We start from the raw sequence: 21462 nt of genomic DNA, 5'->3' as shown, positions 1-21462 counted from the left end.
ACGAATCGGCCAATAGCACATGTTATGAAACTGCCTTTAGGCAAATAAAAATCACCAGTCACAAAATCTTAAATACCGGTCACAAAATCTTTACTATTATTCATTAATCATTTTTCCGCGTTGCTTACAACGCTGGCTGGCCTGCGTTTGCAAGCGTGATGCCGGCTGTTTAATCTCAACAATTTATCTCTTATGAAAAAAACAATTGCAATGGCAGCATGGCTGCTGTTAGCGGTAGCTTTTGCCTACGCCCAATCACCGGTCGTTTCCGGGAAGGTGTTGACTAAAGAAGGGGCGGCCATACCTGGCGCGTCTATTCATGTACAAGGCCGCAACACTGGTGTAGCAGCAGCGGCAGATGGGAGCTTTAAAATAGATGCAAAAGATGGCGACCTCCTGTTGATTACCGCCATAGGATTCACTACGGTAACCATAAAGGCGAGCACCACTGCTCCGCTGATGATATCTATGACAGAAAATTCCAAGGAAATTAATGAAGTAGTAGTAACCGCACTGGGTATTAAGCGTGATAAAAGAATGCTCACTTATAGTGTGCAGGAAGTAAAAGGCGCTACCCTGATAGAAGCCAAGCAGGATAACCTTGTTAACGCTATTGCAGGAAAGGTAGCCGGTGTACAAATCACTAATTCCAGTGGTATTCCGGGTAGTTCTGCCAGGATTGTGATCCGCGGTAATACTTCCCTGGTAGGTAATAACCAGGCATTGTTTGTAGTAGATGGTATTCCAATGGATAACAATGAAGCCGGTAATCCCAACAGGCCGGAGTATTCAGGTGGTACGGCCAACAGGGCGAGTGATATAGATCCCAACATTATTGAAAGCATTACGGTGCTGAAAGGTGCCGCAGCTACAGCACTTTATGGTTCTTCCGCCGCAAGGGGTGCGGTAATCATTACTACTAAAAATGGTACAGGTGCGGGAAGCAAAGGCGCACCAAGTGTATCCGTGAGCAGCAGCTATTCTTTTCAGACCCCTATATTGCCTGAATTACAGGATAAATTTGCACAAGGCACCGGTGGTGTGTATGTAGATGGTAATAACGGCGGTATCAGTTCTTCTTCCTGGGGGCCGCTGATGGATACCCTGAAAGTAAATGGTGTGGCGGTGCCGAAGCATAATCCTGCCAAAGAGTTTTTTAAAACAGGACATACCTCGGATAATAACGTGAATGTTAGTGGCTATTCAGATAAATCTAATTACCTCGTTTCTTATTCTTATCTGAAAACAACCGGTACTATTCCCAATACGGATTATTCCAGGCATGCCTTTTTCACCCGCTATGGTGTGAAGTTGCTGAACAACCTGCAACTCAGCGCTCAGTTCAATTATGTTCAGTCAAATAATCATCGGTACCTGGAAGGTAATAACTTCGTCAATCCATTATGGACAGTATACGGTGGGCCTGTTTCCTGGGACCCGCATCCTTCTGTGAATGAAGATGGTTCGCAGCGCCTGTTCCGTGTAGCGCGTAATAATCCTTACTGGATCCTGGATAACACCGGTTTGCAGGATAAAAATAACCGCATTATCCCGGTGGTAACATTGAGCTACAATCCGCTTCCATGGCTAACGATCACGGAACGGGCCGGCGCAGATATGTATGTAAACTCTACTGATTATCATGAAGCACCTGGTGCTATAGGCTGGGGCAATACCGGTCCTACACCCGTGATAGGTCAGTTATACCAGCGGAATATCAAGTACCAGCAATTCAATAATGATGTGATGGTGGAAGCCAGGAAAGAGTTTGGCAAAGACTGGTTTACAAGTGTACTCGTAGGAAATAATATCCTCAGTAATTACAATGATTATTCTTTTGTACAAGGAGTAGGGATATCGGTAGATAAGCTGTATAACATCGGTAACTTCTCCAAAGTATCTTCTAATTATAGTTATTACAGAAGCCGGAAAGTAGGCTTTTACGGGCAAGCCAACCTGGAATATAAACGTATGCTGACGATAGCCCTCACCGGCCGTTATGATGGTAGTTCCGTATTGTCGAAGGATAACCAGTTTTATCCTTATGGCTCTGCCAGTGCAGGTTTTATCTTTACAGAAGCATTGCATATGCAGGATAATCCGATACTGAATTTTGGTAAGATTCGGGTGTCTTACTCTGTAGTAGGTAATGATAACGTAGCTCCCTATTCTCTCAGTAATCCCTGGTACCAGGCCAATATAGGTAATATTGCCTTCCCTTTCCGTGGTGCAAATGGATATCAGTTGACTACGACTTATGGTTTCCCATTAAAGAATGAAACCCTGAAAGAATTTGAAATAGGACTGGAAACAAGATTCCTGAAGAACAGAGGTTCATTGGAAATTTCCTGGTTCAATAAACGCAGCAGTGATTTGTTAACGCCTGGTTCTCCTATCTCCGCTGCTACCGGGTTTAATGCGGCCTCTTTGAATGCCGGCGATATGCTTAATAAGGGCGTTGAAGTAACCTTAGGCTTCACTCCTGTGAAGACAAAAAATGTGAACTGGACTATCGGTGTCAACTATACGAAAATCGATAATAAGGTGTTGAGCCTGGCGAATGGTGTCCCTTATATACAACTGGCAGGTTTTACGGCTCCGGGTATTTTCGCTTACGCCAATCAGCCTTATGGTGTTATTTATGGAGATCACTATGTACGTAATGAGCAGCATCAGCTGGTGTTGACAGACAATGGTTATCCTATTGTAAGTACGGACTATGGTCCTATTGGTAACTCCACACCCAAATGGACTGGCGGTATCAACAGTAATCTGACGTATAAAGGATTTACGTTCTCTTTTGTGTTGGATCATAAACATGGTGGTGATGTGATTAACCTGGATAACGGATCACTCTTTTACTATGGAACTGCCAAGGCAACAGAAAACAGAGGTACTTCCGTGGTGCTCCAGGGCGTCAATGAAAAAACAAATGCACCTAATACCAAAGCAATTGTATTAGATGAAAACTATTATAAATCCTACTATTCTGCCGCTGATGAAAACAGTGTGGAAGATGGATCTTATCTGAAATTGCGGCAGGTATCACTGGGATATAATTTGGGCGCCAGTGTATTGAAAAATTCATTTTTTAAATCAGCCGTTATCACGCTTACTGGTACCAATTTCATCCTGCATAAAAGCTACACCGGCTCTGACCCTGAAGTAAGCCTGAATGGAAGTGGCAACGGGCAAGGTTTTTCCAACTTTCCCGTGCCTTCCAACAGGAGCATTATTGCCGGAGTAAAGGTTACGTTTTAAACAACATCAAAAGAGTACGACATGAAAAATAAACTAATCATCTTCCTGGTGGCCGGTTGCACCTTATTGGGTGCCGGCTGTAAAAAGTTCCTGGATATAAATACCGATCCTAATAATCCGTTAAAAGTAAAAGAAGCACAGGTACTGGGACCAGTGGAAGTTACTACTTCTACCACTGTTGTGGGCGGGTTATACGGAACTGTTACCGCTTACTGGATGCAGCAGTTATCACTTAACCAGGCATCTCCCAGCATAGAGTCGTATACCATTACCCCGGTAGATGCGAATAACACCTGGAGCTCTTATTTGTACCCCAATGTTTTCCAGAACCTGAATATGATGATTGATGAGGCAGAGCAACAAAAGCACCACGAGTATGCGGCGATTGGTAAAGCATTGTTTGCCTATAATCTGGCTATAGCGGCTGATCTGTGGGGAAATATTCCTTACTCACAGGCGTTCAAAATACCGACGGTCATGCAACCAGGTTACGACAAACAGGAGGCGATTTATACTATCATTCAACAGATGCTGGATAGCTCGTTGTATTACATGGCGCAACCTGCGTCCAAAATACTGCCCGGTGATGATGATTACATTTATAAAGGCGATATGGGCTTGTGGAAGAAATTTGTTTATACCCTCAAAGCGCGGTATTACCTGCGTTTGAGCAAAGCGCCCGGCCATACGGCTGCGCAACAGGCAGATAACGCCTTGCTTGCTTTGCAACAGGGATTTGGCAGTAACCAGGATAATGCGTTGGTATCCTATCCTGGCACCGGTCAGGCAGAAAATCCCTGGTACATGAATACCGGAGATGCATCTGGTGGTGTGGTGATGGCACAATCTTTTATAGACTCGCTGGTGTCGAGAAAAGATCCACGGTTAGCCATCTTTGCAACCAAAGGGAATAAGGGAAATTATGCAGGCAGAAGAGTAGGTGATACGCCTGCTGCTGATCCGGATTCTTTTTCCCTGGTAAATAAATTTTATGCCGGTAAGGATGCCAGTCTTTATTTGTCTACTTACAGCGAAGCGTTATTTATAAAAGCGGAAGCTACCTTTATTAAGCAGGGCGCTGCGGCAGCTGCGCCGGTATACACCGCTGCTATTACTGCACATATGACGATGCTGGGTGTTCCTGTTGTGGCACAGCAAACTTACATTGCTTCCAGGCCGGCATTGACCGCCACGAATGCACTGGCGCAGATCATCACTGAGAAGTATGTAGGAGGTTTCCTATCTCCCGAAACATACAACGACTGGAGACGCACCGGTTATCCACAACTGAAGCCTTACCAGGATGAAATAGTTAAAAGCATTCCGCGCAGATGGCCTTACCCGGCCAACGAGGTGCTCACTAACCCGCAACCAGACCAGAAAGTGACGGTGAGCGACCGTGTGTGGTGGGACGCGAATTAAAATAAAAAAGGAAAGGGTGTCTCTATAGAGACACCCTTTCCTTTTTTATCGACAAAATATGATTACGTATGAAGCGTAAATGACAGTATACCTAACTGTACTTTTTGTGTAGCATCCGTTGCTTTGAAGCGGAAATAAAGACTATGTTTCTTACCATCTGCTACCGGGGTGAAGTTGAAGTTCACCTTGTTGGCGGTTTTAGGCAAGGCGCCTGGTCCAATGGTCACTTCGCCTAAGCGGGTACCATTGGCATCGTCCAGGAAGGCTTCCACTACATAACCCTGTTGTGGTGTTTCCTGTACCATATAGGCCAGTTCTATTCCTTTCACATCTGTAAGATCCAGTTTGCTATATACTACCCAGCCTTCTGCATTGGAAGGAATGAGGAATTTCATACCGTCTACAGAGAAGGTAGATACGCCGTCTGCTTTGTTGTAGTCTGCTGCTGCGAGTACTGGGCTGATCAGTTCGGTCTGTGCTGTACCGGTGATTGGCTTAATGCCGGGACCACCTTTATCGGTATAGCTGGCGAGCATATACAATACCCCGTTATCTTTTGCTTCACCACCCATAGTAGGGTTAATGGTGCCGGAAACGGGCAGGGAGGCTATTTTGGGAGCGTTGCCGCCAATAGAATAAATATATTCTACCAGTTGTTTGGCTTCTCCTACAGAAAGGCCCGGGTGAGCAGCCATGGCTGTTTCGCCCCATACGCCACCACCACCGCTGATGATCTTTTTAGCCAGCATTTCAGGAGCAGCAGGATCGTTTTTATACTTTTCTGTTACCTGTTTGAAAGAAGGTCCGATTGATTTTTCATCCGGTTTGTGACAGGTTTTACAGTCAGATACTTCCATGATGTTTTTACCTGCAATAGCGCCGGTAATCACCTGGTGGCCCTGTGGAGCTGCTGCTTTATCACGGCCCTGGATATAATCTGCCTTTACGAAAATATTGTTGGCATCGAGTTTACCGTCAGCTGAATTACCATCTTCTTTATCATTGATGTTTACGGTATACTGTACGGGTTTGCCCGGGAAGTAGAACATCTGGTTGCCGGTGATGGCAATTTTCACATCAGGCGTTTCATTACCTGCATAAACATCTATGGATTTACTTTTCGTTTTAGCGCCTTTGTCATCCGCTACTTCCACAAATACCTGGTATTCACCTGGTGTGGTGTAGGTATATTCAATGGTGGGTTCTGTGGTTTCTTTTTTGGTACCGTTACCAAAATTCCAGAGGTAGGTGATTTTGTCGCCATCAGGGTCAACAGAACCTTCTGCGCTTACTTTCACTTTAAAGGGCAATCCGCCGGTTAAACGGTCCGAGTGGATGTTAGCCTTCGGCGCACGGTTACCACCGTTAAAATCGATCCGGGAGAGGCCTGCATCTACGTTTTTGCTGAACCATCCATTGCCATATTCCAGGATGTACAAACGACCGTCCGGACCCATTTCCATATCGATCGGTGCATTCAGTTTGGTATTAGGCATGAATCTTTCCATTTTGGAGAAGTCGCCGTTCTTATCCATGGTTACAGCCATCACCCAACCGCGGATCCAGTCGTAGATAAACAGTTTGTCGTTATAGTAATCGGGGAAGCGGGTTTCTTTTGGATAGAATTCGCTGTAATAAACCGGGCCTGCTTCGGCGTTACGGCCGCCGCTACCTACAATCGGGAACTCTTCTGATTTGGCGTAAGGGTACCAGATGAATGCAGACGTTGCCGGAGGCAGTTCTTTCAGGCCGGTATTGTTACGGGAATCATTGATAGGTTTCAGCGGATCGAAGTAAGGACCGCTTTCGCCAGTTTCGTAATTGTATTTGCGGTATGGTTTATTGTTGGCAATGAACATCGGATAACCGAAGTTACCCGGTTTTTTCGCCTGGTTTATTTCATCATATCCTCTTGGTCCGCGGGTAGAGTCATCGTTATTTGCATCGGGCCCTACTTCTCCCCAGTATACATAGCCTGTTTTCTGATCTACAGACATACGATATGGATTACGTGTACCCATGGCAAAAATTTCAGGACGGGCGCCTTTGGTATCTTTAGGGAACAGGTTACCATCAGGAATGGTATAAGATCCGTCTGCCTGTACTTTGATGCGCAGGATTTTTCCGCGCAGATCGTTGGTGTTGGCAGAACCGCGGCGGTCGTCGTACTGCAGGTGACCCGGGCGGTCATCTGTAGGGCCATAACCTTTACTTACATATTTCTGTCCGGGTTCATCAAACGGAGTGGTATTGTCGCCGGTAGATAAATACAGCAGTCCACCTGGTCCGAATGCAATAGAGCCACCGGTATGGCAGCAGATATCACGTTGGGAGTAGAACTGCAGGATTACTTTTTCGGAAGACATATCCAGTTTGTTGTTTTCAAATTTGAAACGTGACAAACGGTTCACGGAAGTATCCGCGGGGGAATACATCGCGTAGATGAAGTGGTTAGTTTTAAAGTCGGGGTCAGCGGCGAGGCCGAGGAAACCTTCTTCTGCATTTACATTCGGTACATTGGTATGGTGATATACATTCAGGAAACCTGCCTGAGAGAGTTTCTTTTCTGCTGCGTTGTAAAGCATCAGTTCTCCGCGGCGTTGTGCCACCAGGATATCCAGGTTAGGGAGTATCGCCATTTCCGTTGGTTCAAAGAACTCACCGGATACCAGTACGTTTTTAGTGAAACGATCTTCCTCCGGTACACGCAGGGTTTTAGCCAGGCTGTAATCCAGTACCTGGTTTTTACCGATTGCATATTTGATACCGCCGGAGAGATGTTTCAGGAATAAGCTGTCTGTATAAGATTCTTCGGTATGTCCGAGTCCTGTGTAGAACGCACGGCCACCATCATAGTCATGATACCAGCTGATTGGGTGATTACCGCCCATGGTACCACCCTGGTATGATTTCTCATCTAATTTCAACAGGACGGTGGTGGTGGTATCCACATTTTTGTAGTTATACCACTCATCGGTATGTTCCCATTTTTCGGGGAGACCTTCCGTAGCGGGAAATGATTTTACAATTACGTCAACTATAGCTTTGTGAACGCCCGGAGGATGGCTTTGGAACCATGCGCCGGCGAGGTGGTTATACCAGCCCCATTCGTATTCTGTATCGGCCGCAGCGTGTATACCTACGTAACCGCCGCCTGCCTGAATATATCTTTCGAAGTCTGCTTCCTGGTAGTTGTTGAGTACATCACCGGTGGTGCTGAGGAAGATTACCGCAGAGTAGTTCTGGAGAGTATCTTCATTGAATTTGGTAGCATCGGTGGTGGTATCTACGTCAAAGCCGTTTTCGGTGCCGAGCTTTTGCACAGCAGCAATGCCTGCAGGGATGGAGGCGTGGTGAAAGCCGGCCGTTTTGGTAAACACGAGTACTCTCGGTTTGCCCGGACGTGATTTTTTACAGGCCGCCATGCCCACAAGGGCCAGCAGCAAAATAAGCTTGATGGTATGTTTCATTATAGCGGATTAGTTTTTGGGTTTCCAGTTGCCGATAGCATATTCGATGCCGCCCAGCAAATGTTTCAGGTATACAGGATCCTGGTATGATTCTTTGATATGTCCCATTTCAGTGTAGAAGGCACGTCCTCCTTCAAAATCGTGATACCAGCACATAGGGTGGTTGTCGCCGTTTTTGCCGCCGGTGTAGCTGCTTTCATCAATTTTGATCAGCACGTGTACATCGGGGTTGAGGTTTTTGAAATTGTACCATTCATCTTTACGGATCCATTCATCTGGCAGGTCTTTGGTAGCAGGATGATTATGATCCACTACTTTCAGGGTGGCTGTTTGCTGATTCGGGTGACTCAGAAACCAGGCACCGGCGAGTTTGTTATACCATGGCCAATCGTATTCCGTATCTGTTGCTGCATGGATACCCATCCAGGCGCCGCCTTGGTGGATGTAGTTTTCAAAAGCTACCTGTTGTGCGCTGTCGAGTACATCGCCGGTGGTGCAGCTGAAAATAACGGCCGCATATTTTTTCAGGTTCTTAGGGGTAAATGCGCTGGCATCTTCAGTAGTATCTACTTCAAATCCATTGTCTTTTCCCAGTTGCATGATCGCTGTTTTGGCAGCAGGAATGCAATCGTGGCGGAAGCCTTTTGTTTTAGAAAAAACCAATACCCTTTTGGCCTTGTGTTTATTCTTTGCCTGCACAGAAATAGTGCCGGCGAGGAGCAAGAGTGTAATAAACGCGGTTAGTGCTTTCATCTTATTTTTCGTGGGATTTTAGTGGGAATTACGAATTTCAAATTACGAATTACGGATTTACAGGTAGATTGTAAACGCGAAGGTCATCTTTCGCTTAGATCTACCTGTAAATCCGTAATTCGTAATTTGAAATTCGTAATTCCTGATTAGAGAACTCTTATTTTGATATTGCGATACCATACATCATCACCATGGTCCTGGAGGGCAATATGACCTTTGGCATATTTGCCGAAATCTTTCCAGTCATGGAATTTGCTTTTGGCTACCAGTGCATCCCATTCAGGAGTACCCATAGTAGTTTCTGCAGTTTTTACGCCATTGAGCCAGAGGGTCAGGTGACCATCTTTCTTGGATATTTTGGCGGAATTCCATTGTCCAACAGGTTTAACGGGTCTGTTAGTAGCTTTGATCAGGTCGTACAATTCACCCGCATTGTGTTTTGGGTTTTTGCCATCCGGATGGCCGGCATCATCGATTACCTGCATTTCAGGACCTGACAGGTAGGTTTGGCTTAAGGAAGGATCTTCGTGAACGCTGAAGATAAGACCGCTGTTGCCACCTGGAGAAATTTTCCATTCGTAGCTCAGTTCATAGTTTTCATATTCTGCGTCTGTAACGAGGTCACCACCGGGTGCGCCATTCTTTTTTGCTGCCTGATCCAGTGCAATTGCACCATCTGCCACGCCCCATGCAGGGCTGGCGGTAGACTTCAGATAGGTATGCCAGCCTTTGGTAGAAGTACCATCGAACAGCAATACCCATCCTTGTTTCTTTTCCTTAGCTGACAGGGTATTTAATTGCTGGGCTTTCACTGCGGAAGCGCCGAGTATAGCGCTTGCCATGAATGCCCCCAGGATTATTTTTTTCATTACAGATGATTGAGTTTATGTTAAAACAACAATTATTTGCCAATAGAAAGGATATATGTTACCATTTCTTTGGCATCTTCTTTTGAAATCTGTGGATGTGGTAACATCGCTACTTCACCCCAGTTACCAGAACCGCCTTTGATTACTTTGTCGGCCAGTTTATCTATGTTTTCCGGTGTGTTTGGATATTTACCTGCAATGTCTTTCAGTGCGGGTCCTACCACTTTCATTTCTTCTTTATGGCAGGTTTTGCAATCGCTTTGTGCCATCAGGGTTTCGCCTTTGCTCACTGGTTTGCTGGCACTTGGCGACACCATGGAATTATCTGCTGCTGGCGCGGTTTCATGAGTGCTTGCACTATCAGCATTTTCTTGTTTTTTTTCACCTCCTCCGCATGCTGCAAAGAATAAAACACTTAGTACGAGCGGCGCCAGATATCTCTTTCTCATTTGTTGATTTTTTATTTGGTTATTGTTTACTATAACGATCGGTGGATAATTAATTAAATACCTAATATTCTTTTGTTGAAAGCATCATCTGTGCCGGCACCTGCGAAGTCATCGAATGCTTTTTCGGTGACACGGATAATATGATCCTTAATAAATGGTGCGCCTTCTTTAGCGCCATCTTCCGGATGTTTGATACAACATTCCCACTCCATAACGGCCCAGCCGGCAAAATCGTATTGCGCCATTTTGCTGAAGATGGATTTAAAGTCTACCTGTCCATCGCCCAGAGAGCGGAAACGGCCCGGACGATCTATCCACGACTGGTATCCGCCGTAAACGCCGGAGCGGCCGGTAGGATTGAATTCCGCATCTTTTACGTGGAATGCTTTGATCCTTTCATGATAGATGTCGATATACTCCAGGTAGTCGAGGCATTGCAACAGCAGATGGCTCGGATCATACAGGAGGTTTGCACGGGTGTGGTTGCCGGTAGCTTCCAGGAAACGTTCAAAGGTGATACCATCATGAAGGTCTTCTCCCGGATGAATTTCATAACAAACGTCTACGCCGTTGGCATCAAATTCATTGAGGATGGGGAGCCAGCGTTTTGCCAGTTCAGCAAAACCTGTTTCTACCAGTCCTGCCGGGCGTTGCGGCCATGGATACATGGCAGGCGCCCACAACAGTGCACCACTGAAAGTAGCGTGGACATTAAGGCCCAGGTTACGGCTGGCTTTAGCCGCATATTTCAACTGGTTTACTGCCCACTCCGTACGTGCGTTAATGTTATTGTGATATTGTGCAGGCGCAAATCCGTCAAACATTTCAGAGAATGCCGGATTTACAGCCACCAGTTGCCCCTGCAGATGTGTACTTAGTTCTGTTATTTCCAGTCCTGCGGCATTTACAATGCCTTTGATTTCATCTGCATAGGTTTTACTTTCCGCTGCTTTTTGCAGGTCTATCAGGCGGGCATCCCAGCTGGGGATCTGCACTCCTTTAAAACCAATGGAGGCCGCCCATTCACAGATAGATTTCAGACTATTGAAAGGCGCTTCATCTCCCATGAATTGCGCCAGAAAAATACCGGGTCCTTTTATCGTTTTCATACGCTCGTTCTAGTGATGAAATACTATATCTCGAAGTTTGTCCATTTAGCATCGCTCTGAGAAGAACGTACTACGTTATCGATGAAAGCCATACCGCGAACACCTTCTGCTGTGCCCGGGAAATCCAGGGATTCCGGAGATGGTTGTACGCCATCAATTTTAGCAGATAAAGTTTGTGCGAAGTTGCGATACAGGTTACCGAATGCTTCCAGGTATCCTTCCGGATGGCCGCCTGGTGTGCGGGTATTATGTGTCATGTAGCTGGACTGGAAAGAATAGCCACCACCTGCGCGGTAGATTTCAGTAGGTTTATCCAGCCATTTTACGAGGAGGGTATTGGGTTCGTGCTGTGCCCATTCGAGACCGCCTTTTTCTCCGTATACACGGATTTTCAGTGCATTTTCTTCACCAGCAGCTACCTGTGATGCCATCAGCACACCGGCAGCGCCATTGTCGAAGCGGAGCAATACAGCGCCGTCATCGTCCAGTGCACGACCCGGTACCATGATGTTCAGGTCGGCGCATAATTTTTCAATTTTGGCGCCGCTGATATATTCTGCCAGGTTAGCAGCATGGGTACCGATATCGCCCATACAGCCGCTTTTGCCTGATTTTTTAGGATCTGTTCTCCAGGCTGCCTGTGCATTACCTTCTCTTTCACTCAGTTTGCTGAGCCAGCCTTGTGGGTATTCTACCCATACTTTGCGGATCTTGCCGAGTGCACCATCTTTTACCATCTGTCTGGCTTGTTTTACCATTGGATAGCCGGTGTAGGTATGTGTGAGCAACAGTGTTAAGCCGGTGGCTTCTACTTTTGCCTGTAATTGTTTGGCCTCATCGAGAGAAAAAGTGATGGGTTTTTCTATAACTACGTTGAAACCAAGATCGAGCGCCATCATAGCTGGTTCAAAGTGGGCGAAGTTAGGCGTAACGATGGTCACAAAGTCCATACGTTTATCTGCCGGCATTTTCGCTTCGTTTTCCAGCATGGTTTTGAAATCGAGGTAAGTGCGTTCCGGGTCGAGGAACAGCATTTTACCGGATTCCACTGCAATGTCGTTATTGATGCTGAGGGCACCTGCCACCAGCTCAATCAGTCCGTCCATATTGGCCGCAATACGATGAATTGCACCAATGAAGGCATCTTTACCGCCTCCTATCATTCCCATTCTTAGTTTCCGTGTCATATTTACAATTATCTTTTATAAGTTATACTATTTGAACCTGTGCTTTTTCTACTTTTTTGCGGTTGCGCATAAAAAAGAAAAGTCCTGCAAAAGCTACGATCAGCATTACAGGTATGATCAGTGTGGCATTGATGATTTCAGGTCCGGCTACTGCGGTGGCCTGACTGAAGGCGGTGGCTTCTGCACTGCCTGCTGCCGCAGAACGGTAGGCATCCAGGGAAGCACCGGCAGGGAGTTGTTTTACAATGATGCGATCATAAAAACCACCCATGAAATACATGTATACTGATACGGCAAACATACCGGCACCACCCATGAGGTTCATGCCTAACGCACCTGACTGAGGAATGTTTTCTGATACAAAACCCAGCATGGTAGGCCAGAAATAAGTAACGCCCATACCAAAAATAACGGCGGCTACAAAGATCATATTACCAGATACATGGGAAAGTAAATATAAGCCCAAAGCGGAAAAGATCGCGGAAAAAAGTAAAACGCCGGTAGGAGATATTTTATGTACCACCGGACCAGCTACACCTCTGCCCAATGTTTGCACTCCTGCTGTTAATGCGAGAATGAGGATAGAATTTTCCGTCACATTTTTTAACAATACTTCAATCCACTGGCCGGTGAAGAGCTCTGTGATGGCGGTGCCAAACATCAGGATAAACATCACAATGAACAGGGGACTTAAAACTGATTTGTACATCTGGGAGGAAGAAACGCCGGATGCTACCCTCTCTGTAACAGGGAAATCAAGTTTCAAAAAGAGATAACCATAGATAAGGGTAGGGATGATCATGGTGGCTACCTGCAGCTGCCAGCTGAGGCCCAGCTTAGATAATAAGAATACCAGCAGGGTACCTACTACGATACCACCGGGGAACCACAGGTGAAAGTGGTTTAATTTGGTAGTTTTGTTGTCAGGAAAAATGGTGGCTACCAGCGGGTTACAGGCCGCTTCTACGGTACCGTTGGCCATACCGATAAACAAGGTGGAAATAAACAGGGACCAGAAACCGGACGCAAATACCGTCAGCACAATTCCCAGCAGATGCAGGATGAAAGCTGCGAGCAGCAATCGTTTCATACCTATTACATCTACTATAAAACCGCCTATTACCACTGCCAGCGGAAAGCCCCAGAAAGCAGTACCAGCAATGATGCTCAGTTGCTTTGTATCCAGGTGGAACTCAACGCCAAGACCGCCCAAAATACCGGCGCGGATGCCAAAGGACAATGATGTTACCAGCAGCGCCATGCAGCTGGCTACGAACAATTTCTGTGGCTGAATTACATTTGCCATAAACGTGGATATTTGTGTAAAAGTTAAAAACGGCTATTAAACCTTTAAATTTATAAAAAGTATTTGCATATTTCCATCTTTTTGTATGGATGACACGCAATTTTCCTGAAAATTTTTATTTCGGCTGCCAATGTTCTGTTTTACATTTTAAATGAAGTGTTAATGCCCGGCCCGGACGGTAAAATTTCAGGATAAACGGTTGACTCAGTTTGTCATGTTTTTCCGGATTACAATCATCGTCACTTACATTCAGATGCCAATATTTTACCCTATGGTGATACTTTATTCACTTTCCCCGGTTAGGAATTGAACTGTGGTTACCGCAAAATACCGTTCATTTTATATGGTAGGATGGCAGCCGATTTATCGGGATAGGTGCCTTTATAATAGAAGCTGCCCGGAATATATATTCCGGGCAGCATTTTTAAGTGGTGTCTTTTACTGCCCGGGTAATTTTCGGGCAGGTTGATTATTGGGATCTGGCTATCAGGGTGCTTTTTTATAAGTGATGTCATTAATAATACCAAAACCTCCGAATACTTTGTGGTAGGTATTTCCTTCAAAATCACCGGTGGCACCTATGGTGAAGTAATATACCTTGCCTTCTGTATTTTCATGTGTAGCTACTACAAGCTGACCGTTATCTTTACTTGTTTTCATGCTACGTATCACCGTTCCTGCCGGAAAGGTGTATATTATCCTTGCTGTTGCCGCCGGAATATCATACAAGTATATTTTGTTGTTACTGACATAGTACAGGTGCGGAAGTAGTTTCGACATCTGGAAAACGCCGGCATCTTTTATTCCCGGAGCGATGCCTATGGGAGCTGCTGTGCCTGGGGTACTGTAAGGACCGTTGTTGGTGAAGGTATATACGAACATCGAGTCATTGTTATTGTTTTTGAAGAAAGCGTAACTCTGATCAAATCCGGGCCCGTTTTCCGCATACTGCAGATGTTTATTTACTTTATTCATATTGAACGCATCTGTAGCCTCGCCATTGGAAAATGGTATCAGATCAAAAGTGTAGGAATCCTGGGCTACAAATCGTTGTGAAATAGTATCGTAGAATACCGGTCCATATGGTGACGTCAGATCAAACGGCGCCATGTAGTAGTTACCGGAAGGGGCAAGACTGAGCTTATAAGGTGGTGGCACAAAGAGCGACATGCCAAATGGGTGGCCATCGTTGAGCAACACTTCACCGCCCATAAAAGGCAGGTATAGCTGGGGTCTGGCAGCGGGCGTTATAAAGAACCAATCTTTAAAGCTTCCAATGACCATAAAAGTGGAATAGTCTACTTGTGTACCGCCAGTGGGTGAAAGTATGTAGATGATCTGACTATTCCGTCTGTCGAATACATATAAATGGTGCGTACCCGGTGGAAGTGGTATGCTGGGGTTGACGCGTGAATAGATGTGATGGAAAGCAACATCCGCCGGTGTAATGATGGAGATATCTGCCTGCGTGGTACTATCTTCCAATATCAACCATCCTTCATTCAGGGCACTCATTACTTTTATATGTTGCTCAATAGTGGTGGTAACCCCCGTGCTTTTATCTGTGATAAACAGGTTCAGTATGTAGGGGCCGGGGCCTTCAATAATCTGTGCGTCCAGATTGCGGCTGTTGCCCAGGGTGCGTCTTGTAAGCGGAGCTCCTATCTTCGCGTACATTACCCATTCATAAGATAACCCCTCCTTGTCCGGAATAGATTGTTTTACATCCGGATGGATACGCAAGGTATCCAGTTGAAATACGGAGATGGTGGTGTCTGATAAATCGGTGCTTATATTATTCAGATCATGATACTGATAATTTCCTTTGTCTTTGTAACAACCTGTTAGCATCCCCCAGCATACGGTTAGCAGGATGGCTGGAATTATTATTGTGCGCATATACTGATTTTGAAGAGCAATAATGAATTGAATTAATCAAAAGAAACGGGGTCTCCGTTTTCATCTATCAACGGACCATGGGCCGCTTCATATATTTCCAGTTGTTGTTTGCATAAAGTACTGTAAACGGAATATATGCCATATGGAAGATCAGAGGGAATGACACTCAGACCGGTAGCGTTGATAATAAACTTAAATTTTACTGCACTGTAAGTACCAAAGAAGTAGGTCAGCCAGGTATCCCAGTTATCTGGCTTGGTGAGATAGTCGTTGATCCTTATCCGGTAATGTGTGGTACCTCCTGCCACTGTTGTACTTCCTTTGGAATTCGGTACTCCTGGCAGAAAATCCGGGGAAGCCACTACTTCCAGCAGTATATTTATTGATTTGGTTTTTATGCCGGCGGTGCGATATATTACTACCGGCTGAGTGGCCGAATAAGCACCAGCCGGAATATTGCAGGGCAGCAATTTGTAGTCGGTACCTGCTGTGGCAGTAGTACTATCTGCTACCACCCTGATAGTTACCGCTCTATCTTTGGATGCAGCCATGCCAATAATGCGAACCGGGATTTTTATGGTATCCTGCATTAAACTATCCGGCCGTATTGCAAAAGAATATACGATTGAATCAGTATTGAGCGAATATGGTGCTTTGTAGATATATACCATATCTGCCGCACTAAACGAAAGTGGATTACTTTTTTTGCAGGCAGATAAACTACATATGGCCAGTAGTAATCCACCGATATATTTGAGCAGTTGTTTCATCAGTAATGATTTAATAATTAGTGGTTGCCGAATTCAATTTCATTGTCCGGTAAGGGGAAAATATAAATAGCGTCATTAGTAATCATTGAACTACCCCCTATTTTGGCAGCATTTAGCCTTTTGTAGTAATAGAACAACTGCCCTTCTGCATAAAATTCTTTTTTATATTCTTTTAGTATTTCCGCTTGCAGTATATCCGCTGAAATGTTTGCCGGAAGAGCCATCAGGCCCCGATGGGTGCGCACTTCATTTAAATAGGTAACACCTGTTTGCGGCGACGTTGCTGCTTCTGCTGCGATATAATACATTTCAGACAACCTGATTACCGGCATATTATTCATGAGGAAGTTGGCGAAGATATTATCCAATGAATATTTGGAAGTAGCCACGGCGCCGCCAATAGTGGTAAACTGGTAATTGAACCGGATATCAGAACTACCTCCCTGAGCAGTTTCATAAAGGGTGTTGAAAGTTTTGCTGGTGATAGACAGAGCCGGAGCGCCTGTGCCATCAGAAACAAAATAAGCATCCGCATATGTTTTTATTTTATATACACTGAGGGCAAATAACTGTTCCCGGGCATAGGAGCGGTCTCTGTTCGATGTTGCCGCTGCATTGGCCTTGTCTGTAAATGGGAAGTTTTGCTCATGATTATTAATGACCTCCAGCGCTGCCGCCATGGCATTCACTTTGTCATTGTTGTATAGTAATATGCGGGCTTCGAGTCCTTTTACTGCCCAGTAGTTCATATGATTCCTGGTATATGACTGAAAGGCATCCTGGTCATAGGCTTCCCGGATAGTTTTGTCTGTAGATAACAATGCTTCGGCCGCGCGTAAATCACTCATACAGCTATCTATTACATTTTGTACAGAGAGCAACGGAGATACCTGTACACTAAAGGTGGTGATGTAGGGAATAGATTTTTTTTGTGTTGCTACTACAGGTGCTGCACCGAACATGCGCAACAGGTCAAAATGCATCAACGCTCTTAATCCCAGCGCTTCTCCTTTTACTCTTGCATAATTGGTGCCGGAGAAGACCTCTTTTTTGCTGTCTATTACTTTCAGAATATTATTAGCATTTGCGATGGCGCCATACATATTGGTCCATATGGAAGCGATGATGGCTTTGGGAGTTGCGCTGGTATAATTGTAAGATGATATGTTATAGTATGGGCTGGTAGTAGTGGCCGTATTGTAGCGCTGAGCCAGGATGTCTGTGAATCCCATGGTCAATGTCTGACCATATATAGAAGCATCTGTCATCTTCATATACAGCCCGGTGATGGCGTCTTTAAAGCCTTGTTCATCTTTCAGCATCTCCGTTTCCCGTACCTGCGTTTTCGGGCTTACGTCCAGCCATTTTTTGCAGCCTCCCTGTGTAATAAGAAGGATGGTCAGGAGAGCGTATAAAATATATGTATTTTTCATCGATGATACATTTCAGTTAATTAAAAAGAGGTACTGATATTCATGGTGAAGTTCCGGGCGAAAGGATAATCCAGTCCACGTTCAACCGTGATAGTTGACCAGCGGGCAATATCATTTGCAATAAGTCCGATACGTGTATTCTGCAGCTTCCATTTACGTGTATACTTCTCCGGTATAACATAAGCAAAAGATATGCTTTGCAGGTTGACGAAATTATTTGTCTGTACAAAACGGGAAGTGGCGTAGGTAGGAGTAGTAATAACTCTACCGGTTTCGCTGCTTAGTCCTTTGAAGAAAGTCTGGTCACCAGGTTGTTTCCATCTTCCAAGCAGTACGCGTTCGTCTACCTGGTATGCCAGGTCTGCGTTTTCTACACGATCAGCCAGTGTTTGGTTATATAGCTGTCCCCTGTACTGGTAATTGAAATACACGCCCAGCGACATCCCTTTCCAGGTAGCATTGCTTCCGAAGTTTCCCTGCAGAGAAGGGATAACATCGCCTACCACCACTTTGTCCTGTGGACTCCAGTCATAGGTGAGGGTACCATCTTTTTTGACGTATAATTCGCGGCCGGTAGACGGATCTATCCCTTTGGAAGGAACTGCCCATATGGCATTGGGGCTTTGACCTTCCTGAAATCTGAGCTGAGGCGTTTTTTGTTGTCCGTTATCGTTTTTATCGTTGTTGTCGTTCAGTTTTTTTAATGAATTGGAAATATGTTTGATATAGGTATTGTTATGAATGCCATTTACAAAAAAGCTCCAGTAAATGCCTTTTGCATCCTGTTTTATAGCGAAGAAAGTAGTATTGAATTCATAGCCTTTGTTTTCCAGTTCCCCTACATTTTCTTTGTAGCTGGTTACACCGGCAGATGGAGGCGTATTAATATCGAGTATCAGGCTTTGGGTATTTTCCTGGTAAATATCAAAGCGCACAACCAAACGGCTACGCCATAGGGCGAGGTCGGCCCCCAGGTTTTTTTTGAGGGTTTGCTGCCATTGCAGATTGGGGTTTCCGTAGCCCATCAGGGTGGAGCCTACCTGGCCACGATAGCTCTGGTCTGTATAGTAGCTATAGGTAGTGATGCCCATATAAGGCGGAAAACTGTTACTACCGGTGGTTCCAATGGTGGCGCGTATACGGAGTATATCCAGCCATTTGGTGGTGGCGGCGAGGAACTTTTCTTTATTCAGATTCCAACCCGCACCAACACTCCAGAATGGAGCAAAACGTTTATTAATACCAAATTGGGAAGAGCCATCCGCACTTATCCCCACATCTGTGGAGAAGCGTTGATCGTAACTATAACTGAAATTGGTAAACCCTGAAATACGCCTTGTAACATTTGCGCTCCCATCAGGCCTGGTGTTTACGGGATAAGCATTACCAAATTGCAACTGATCCATGCGGTCACTTGGGAAGCCGAGCACATAGATGCTGGCCGCATCACTGTTTGTTTCAGCGGTACTGATATTGGTGGTGTTAAAAAATAAGTGACGCCCGGATCGTTTGGAATAATCGAGATTCAGGCTGGCATCGTAAGAAAAGAATTTATTATTCCCCCTGGTGTAACTTCCTTTTTTAGTGAAGTCAGATTCCGACATAAAAGAAGTGTGGGTAGCGGGCAAAAATAAATTGCTTTCATCTGTTTGTTTGGTGAGACCCAAACGGCCACTCAGTCGGAAACCTTTTCCCATGGTCCATTCGGCGGATGTTTGGTTGCTGACGCTGGTGTATTCGCTGTTATTAACGGTGTGAAGCGTTGTGTTAAACAATGGATTAGTGTATCTGACGAGTTGATAGCTCAACGGGTCCTGGTAGGACTCCAGCAGTTGACTGATTTTTCCGTTAGCATCATAAGGCGACCAATACTGATTTAAGCGGCTGTAGTCACTAAAGCTGCCATAGTTAGAGTTATTGGCTTTATTGTAGTTAACAGATAATACGTTTTTGAACAGGAATCCTTTGAAGCGATAGCTGAGGTTCATATCCACATTATAATTATTCCGGTCGCTGCTTTTCATCACCCCTGCATCGTGATCATAACCCAGGTTTAATCCATAGCGGATATACTGGTCTCCGCCTTCGAGGTAAAGCGAATGCTTTTGTCCTACGCCTGTTCTGACAGGTTGTGCCAGCCAATAAGTATTTACACCTCTTTCCACTGCGGCCAGGCGGGAGGAATATAGCTTCCTGTAAAATGCATCCGCATCTGCTCTATCGGTGTTATCACTGTACTGGCTGTATAAACCTGCCAGTCTTTCTACTTCCAGTTTGTCGCGTGCATTGAGCAGGTGATATACCGTAAGATCGGGGGCTGTTACCTGCATGACGCCACTGTAGCTCACCTGCAGTTTTCCAGGTAATGGTTGTTTGGTATCTACCACTATTACGCCATTGGCAGCGCGGGAGCCATAGAGAGAAGTGGCGGCTGCATCTTTCAGAATGGTAAAACTGGCGATGCGGTTGATATCCATGTCGTATAATTTCTGGAGACTTACTTCAAATCCATCCAGGATAAATAGTGGCTGGTTGGGGTTGGTAGCGTAATTAGCCATGAAGTCGGCGCCCGAGGTAGCGCCGGTCTTTCCGGTAACCTGTTGCGGGAAATTATTAGTCCCGCGCATGTTAATATTGGGAAGTTTATTGGGGTCACTCCCAAATTGGATGTTATCGGGAATTCGGATAGAAGGATCAAATACTTTCATCGCCTGCAGCGCATTCAGCATGCTTACACTGCGTAGTTGCTGCCCGGAAATGACGGTAGCTGCGCCGGTGAAGCTTTCTTTCGGGCGCTTGAACATACCGGTAGTGACGGAATGTCCTTCCAGCTGAAGGGCTCTGGGCTTCAGTTTGATGGTGATGTTACCATCTTTGTATACTTTAACAGTCGCCGTTTCATAGGCAATATGTTTGATTTGTAAAACCGCATTGTCGCTGTTGACGGTAATGTTGAATTTTCCTTCCAGGTCGGTGGTGGTACCGGCTGTTTCAGAAAGCATTATACTGGCGCCGGCTATGGGTACGCCTGTTAGTCCATCGAGTACCGTACCCCGGATCACCATAGCTGGTGCAGCATTCACGGGTACCTCCGCAGGCGGGGGGCTGATCTCTTTCGCCTTTATGATGATGGTATTGTACTTGATTTCAAAATCCAGCGGTTTGTCTTTAAAACACATTTTCAATACCTCTTGTACTGAAGCATTTTTAAGATCGAGATCTACGGCACCTGCATGGCTGACCAGGTGAGGATTATACAGTATTTCAAAGCCGGATTGGCTACGAATAGCGTTGAATACCGTTTTTAGCGGTATGTTTTTCCCGGAAAGGGAAACGGACTGTGAATAAGTAGTAGCACTTAACTGTAGAGCAAAAAAAAGTAGCAACAGGGATGTTAATTTCATTATTAACAGCGTTTTGGTTGATGAGAGTCGTGGCCAGGGCCTGACTTTGTTGCATAGAAATACTTTCATACTTTCGTATAGTTTAGGTTTGACTAATAATTGCATTTTTGAACGGATGCCTTTTGTTAAT

Annotated in this window: 13 protein-coding genes; 2 read left to right on the top strand and 11 right to left on the bottom strand. The window is 45.3% G+C overall.

The window, feature by feature from the left end:
* Positions 1-192 precede the first annotated feature (192 nt).
* Together AC1DP6_RS00375 and AC1DP6_RS00370 are read left to right on the top strand one after the other, a co-directional pair.
* On the top strand, positions 193-3261 hold the full coding sequence (locus AC1DP6_RS00375; protein WP_477053103.1) for a SusC/RagA family TonB-linked outer membrane protein: 3069 nt from the start codon (positions 193-195) through the stop codon (positions 3259-3261).
* A 21-nt stretch (positions 3262-3282) separates the two neighbouring features.
* Positions 3283-4683, top strand: coding sequence for a SusD/RagB family nutrient-binding outer membrane lipoprotein (locus AC1DP6_RS00370; RefSeq protein ID WP_477053102.1), 1401 nt, complete (start codon positions 3283-3285; stop codon positions 4681-4683).
* 62 nt (positions 4684-4745) lie between these two features.
* Here AC1DP6_RS00370 and AC1DP6_RS00365 read toward each other — a convergent pair whose 3' ends face one another.
* The 11 genes from AC1DP6_RS00365 to AC1DP6_RS00315 form a co-directional block, all read right to left on the bottom strand.
* Positions 4746-8153, bottom strand: a complete 3408-nt coding sequence (locus tag AC1DP6_RS00365) for a ThuA domain-containing protein (RefSeq protein ID WP_477053101.1) — start codon at positions 8151-8153, stop codon at positions 4746-4748.
* 9 nt (positions 8154-8162) lie between these two features.
* A complete protein-coding gene (locus tag AC1DP6_RS00360) occupies positions 8163-8906 on the bottom strand; it encodes a ThuA domain-containing protein (RefSeq protein ID WP_477053100.1) in 744 nt (247 codons plus the stop codon).
* A gap of 146 nt (positions 8907-9052) precedes the next feature.
* Positions 9053-9775: a 3-keto-disaccharide hydrolase gene (locus AC1DP6_RS00355; protein WP_441573289.1), complete on the bottom strand. Its 723-nt coding sequence runs from the start codon at positions 9773-9775 to the stop codon at positions 9053-9055.
* Between the two features lie 32 nt (positions 9776-9807).
* The gene (locus AC1DP6_RS00350; RefSeq protein WP_477053099.1) at positions 9808-10224 is read right to left on the bottom strand and encodes a c-type cytochrome; all 417 of its coding nucleotides are present in this window, start codon (positions 10222-10224) and stop codon (positions 9808-9810) included.
* A 53-nt stretch (positions 10225-10277) separates the two neighbouring features.
* A complete protein-coding gene (locus AC1DP6_RS00345; protein WP_477053098.1) occupies positions 10278-11333 on the bottom strand; it encodes a sugar phosphate isomerase/epimerase family protein in 1056 nt (351 codons plus the stop codon).
* Positions 11334-11356: 23 nt separating this feature from the next.
* Positions 11357-12520, bottom strand: coding sequence for a Gfo/Idh/MocA family protein (locus AC1DP6_RS00340; protein WP_441573292.1), 1164 nt, complete (start codon positions 12518-12520; stop codon positions 11357-11359).
* A gap of 22 nt (positions 12521-12542) precedes the next feature.
* On the bottom strand, positions 12543-13826 hold the full coding sequence (locus tag AC1DP6_RS00335) for an MFS transporter (RefSeq protein WP_477053097.1): 1284 nt from the start codon (positions 13824-13826) through the stop codon (positions 12543-12545).
* A 486-nt stretch (positions 13827-14312) separates the two neighbouring features.
* The gene (locus AC1DP6_RS00330) at positions 14313-15725 is read right to left on the bottom strand and encodes a PKD-like family lipoprotein (RefSeq protein ID WP_477053096.1); all 1413 of its coding nucleotides are present in this window, start codon (positions 15723-15725) and stop codon (positions 14313-14315) included.
* 32 nt (positions 15726-15757) lie between these two features.
* Positions 15758-16495 carry a DUF4843 domain-containing protein gene (locus tag AC1DP6_RS00325; protein ID WP_477053095.1) on the bottom strand — a complete coding sequence of 246 codons (738 nt, stop codon included), beginning with the start codon at positions 16493-16495 and terminating at the stop codon, positions 15758-15760.
* 17 nt (positions 16496-16512) lie between these two features.
* Positions 16513-17928 (bottom strand): RagB/SusD family nutrient uptake outer membrane protein, encoded by a 1416-nt coding sequence (locus AC1DP6_RS00320; protein WP_477053094.1) that lies wholly within the window; start codon positions 17926-17928, stop codon positions 16513-16515.
* A 20-nt stretch (positions 17929-17948) separates the two neighbouring features.
* Positions 17949-21332, bottom strand: coding sequence for a SusC/RagA family TonB-linked outer membrane protein (locus tag AC1DP6_RS00315; protein WP_477053093.1), 3384 nt, complete (start codon positions 21330-21332; stop codon positions 17949-17951).
* Between the last annotated feature and the right edge of the window lie 130 nt (positions 21333-21462).

Source organism: Chitinophaga sp. 01L420 (assembly GCF_056399985.1).
This window is presented reverse-complemented; position numbering and strand designations above follow the sequence as displayed.

What these genes read in the sequence shown, in the direction of transcription:
- AC1DP6_RS00340 (WP_441573292.1), bottom strand. Translation starts at nt 12,520, where the DNA reads ATGACACGGAAACTAAGAATGGGAATGATAGGAGGCGGTAAAGATGCC.
- AC1DP6_RS00355 (WP_441573289.1), bottom strand. Translation starts at nt 9,775, where the DNA reads ATGAAAAAAATAATCCTGGGGGCATTCATGGCAAGCGCTATACTCGGC.
- AC1DP6_RS00360 (WP_477053100.1), bottom strand. Translation starts at nt 8,906, where the DNA reads ATGAAAGCACTAACCGCGTTTATTACACTCTTGCTCCTCGCCGGCACT.
- AC1DP6_RS00315 (WP_477053093.1), bottom strand. Translation starts at nt 21,332, where the DNA reads ATGAAATTAACATCCCTGTTGCTACTTTTTTTTGCTCTACAGTTAAGT.
- AC1DP6_RS00350 (WP_477053099.1), bottom strand. Translation starts at nt 10,224, where the DNA reads ATGAGAAAGAGATATCTGGCGCCGCTCGTACTAAGTGTTTTATTCTTT.
- AC1DP6_RS00320 (WP_477053094.1), bottom strand. Translation starts at nt 17,928, where the DNA reads ATGAAAAATACATATATTTTATACGCTCTCCTGACCATCCTTCTTATT.
- AC1DP6_RS00375 (WP_477053103.1), top strand. Translation starts at nt 193, where the DNA reads ATGAAAAAAACAATTGCAATGGCAGCATGGCTGCTGTTAGCGGTAGCT.
- AC1DP6_RS00325 (WP_477053095.1), bottom strand. Translation starts at nt 16,495, where the DNA reads ATGAAACAACTGCTCAAATATATCGGTGGATTACTACTGGCCATATGT.
- AC1DP6_RS00365 (WP_477053101.1), bottom strand. Translation starts at nt 8,153, where the DNA reads ATGAAACATACCATCAAGCTTATTTTGCTGCTGGCCCTTGTGGGCATG.
- AC1DP6_RS00370 (WP_477053102.1), top strand. Translation starts at nt 3,283, where the DNA reads ATGAAAAATAAACTAATCATCTTCCTGGTGGCCGGTTGCACCTTATTG.
- AC1DP6_RS00330 (WP_477053096.1), bottom strand. Translation starts at nt 15,725, where the DNA reads ATGCGCACAATAATAATTCCAGCCATCCTGCTAACCGTATGCTGGGGG.
- AC1DP6_RS00335 (WP_477053097.1), bottom strand. Translation starts at nt 13,826, where the DNA reads ATGGCAAATGTAATTCAGCCACAGAAATTGTTCGTAGCCAGCTGCATG.
- AC1DP6_RS00345 (WP_477053098.1), bottom strand. Translation starts at nt 11,333, where the DNA reads ATGAAAACGATAAAAGGACCCGGTATTTTTCTGGCGCAATTCATGGGA.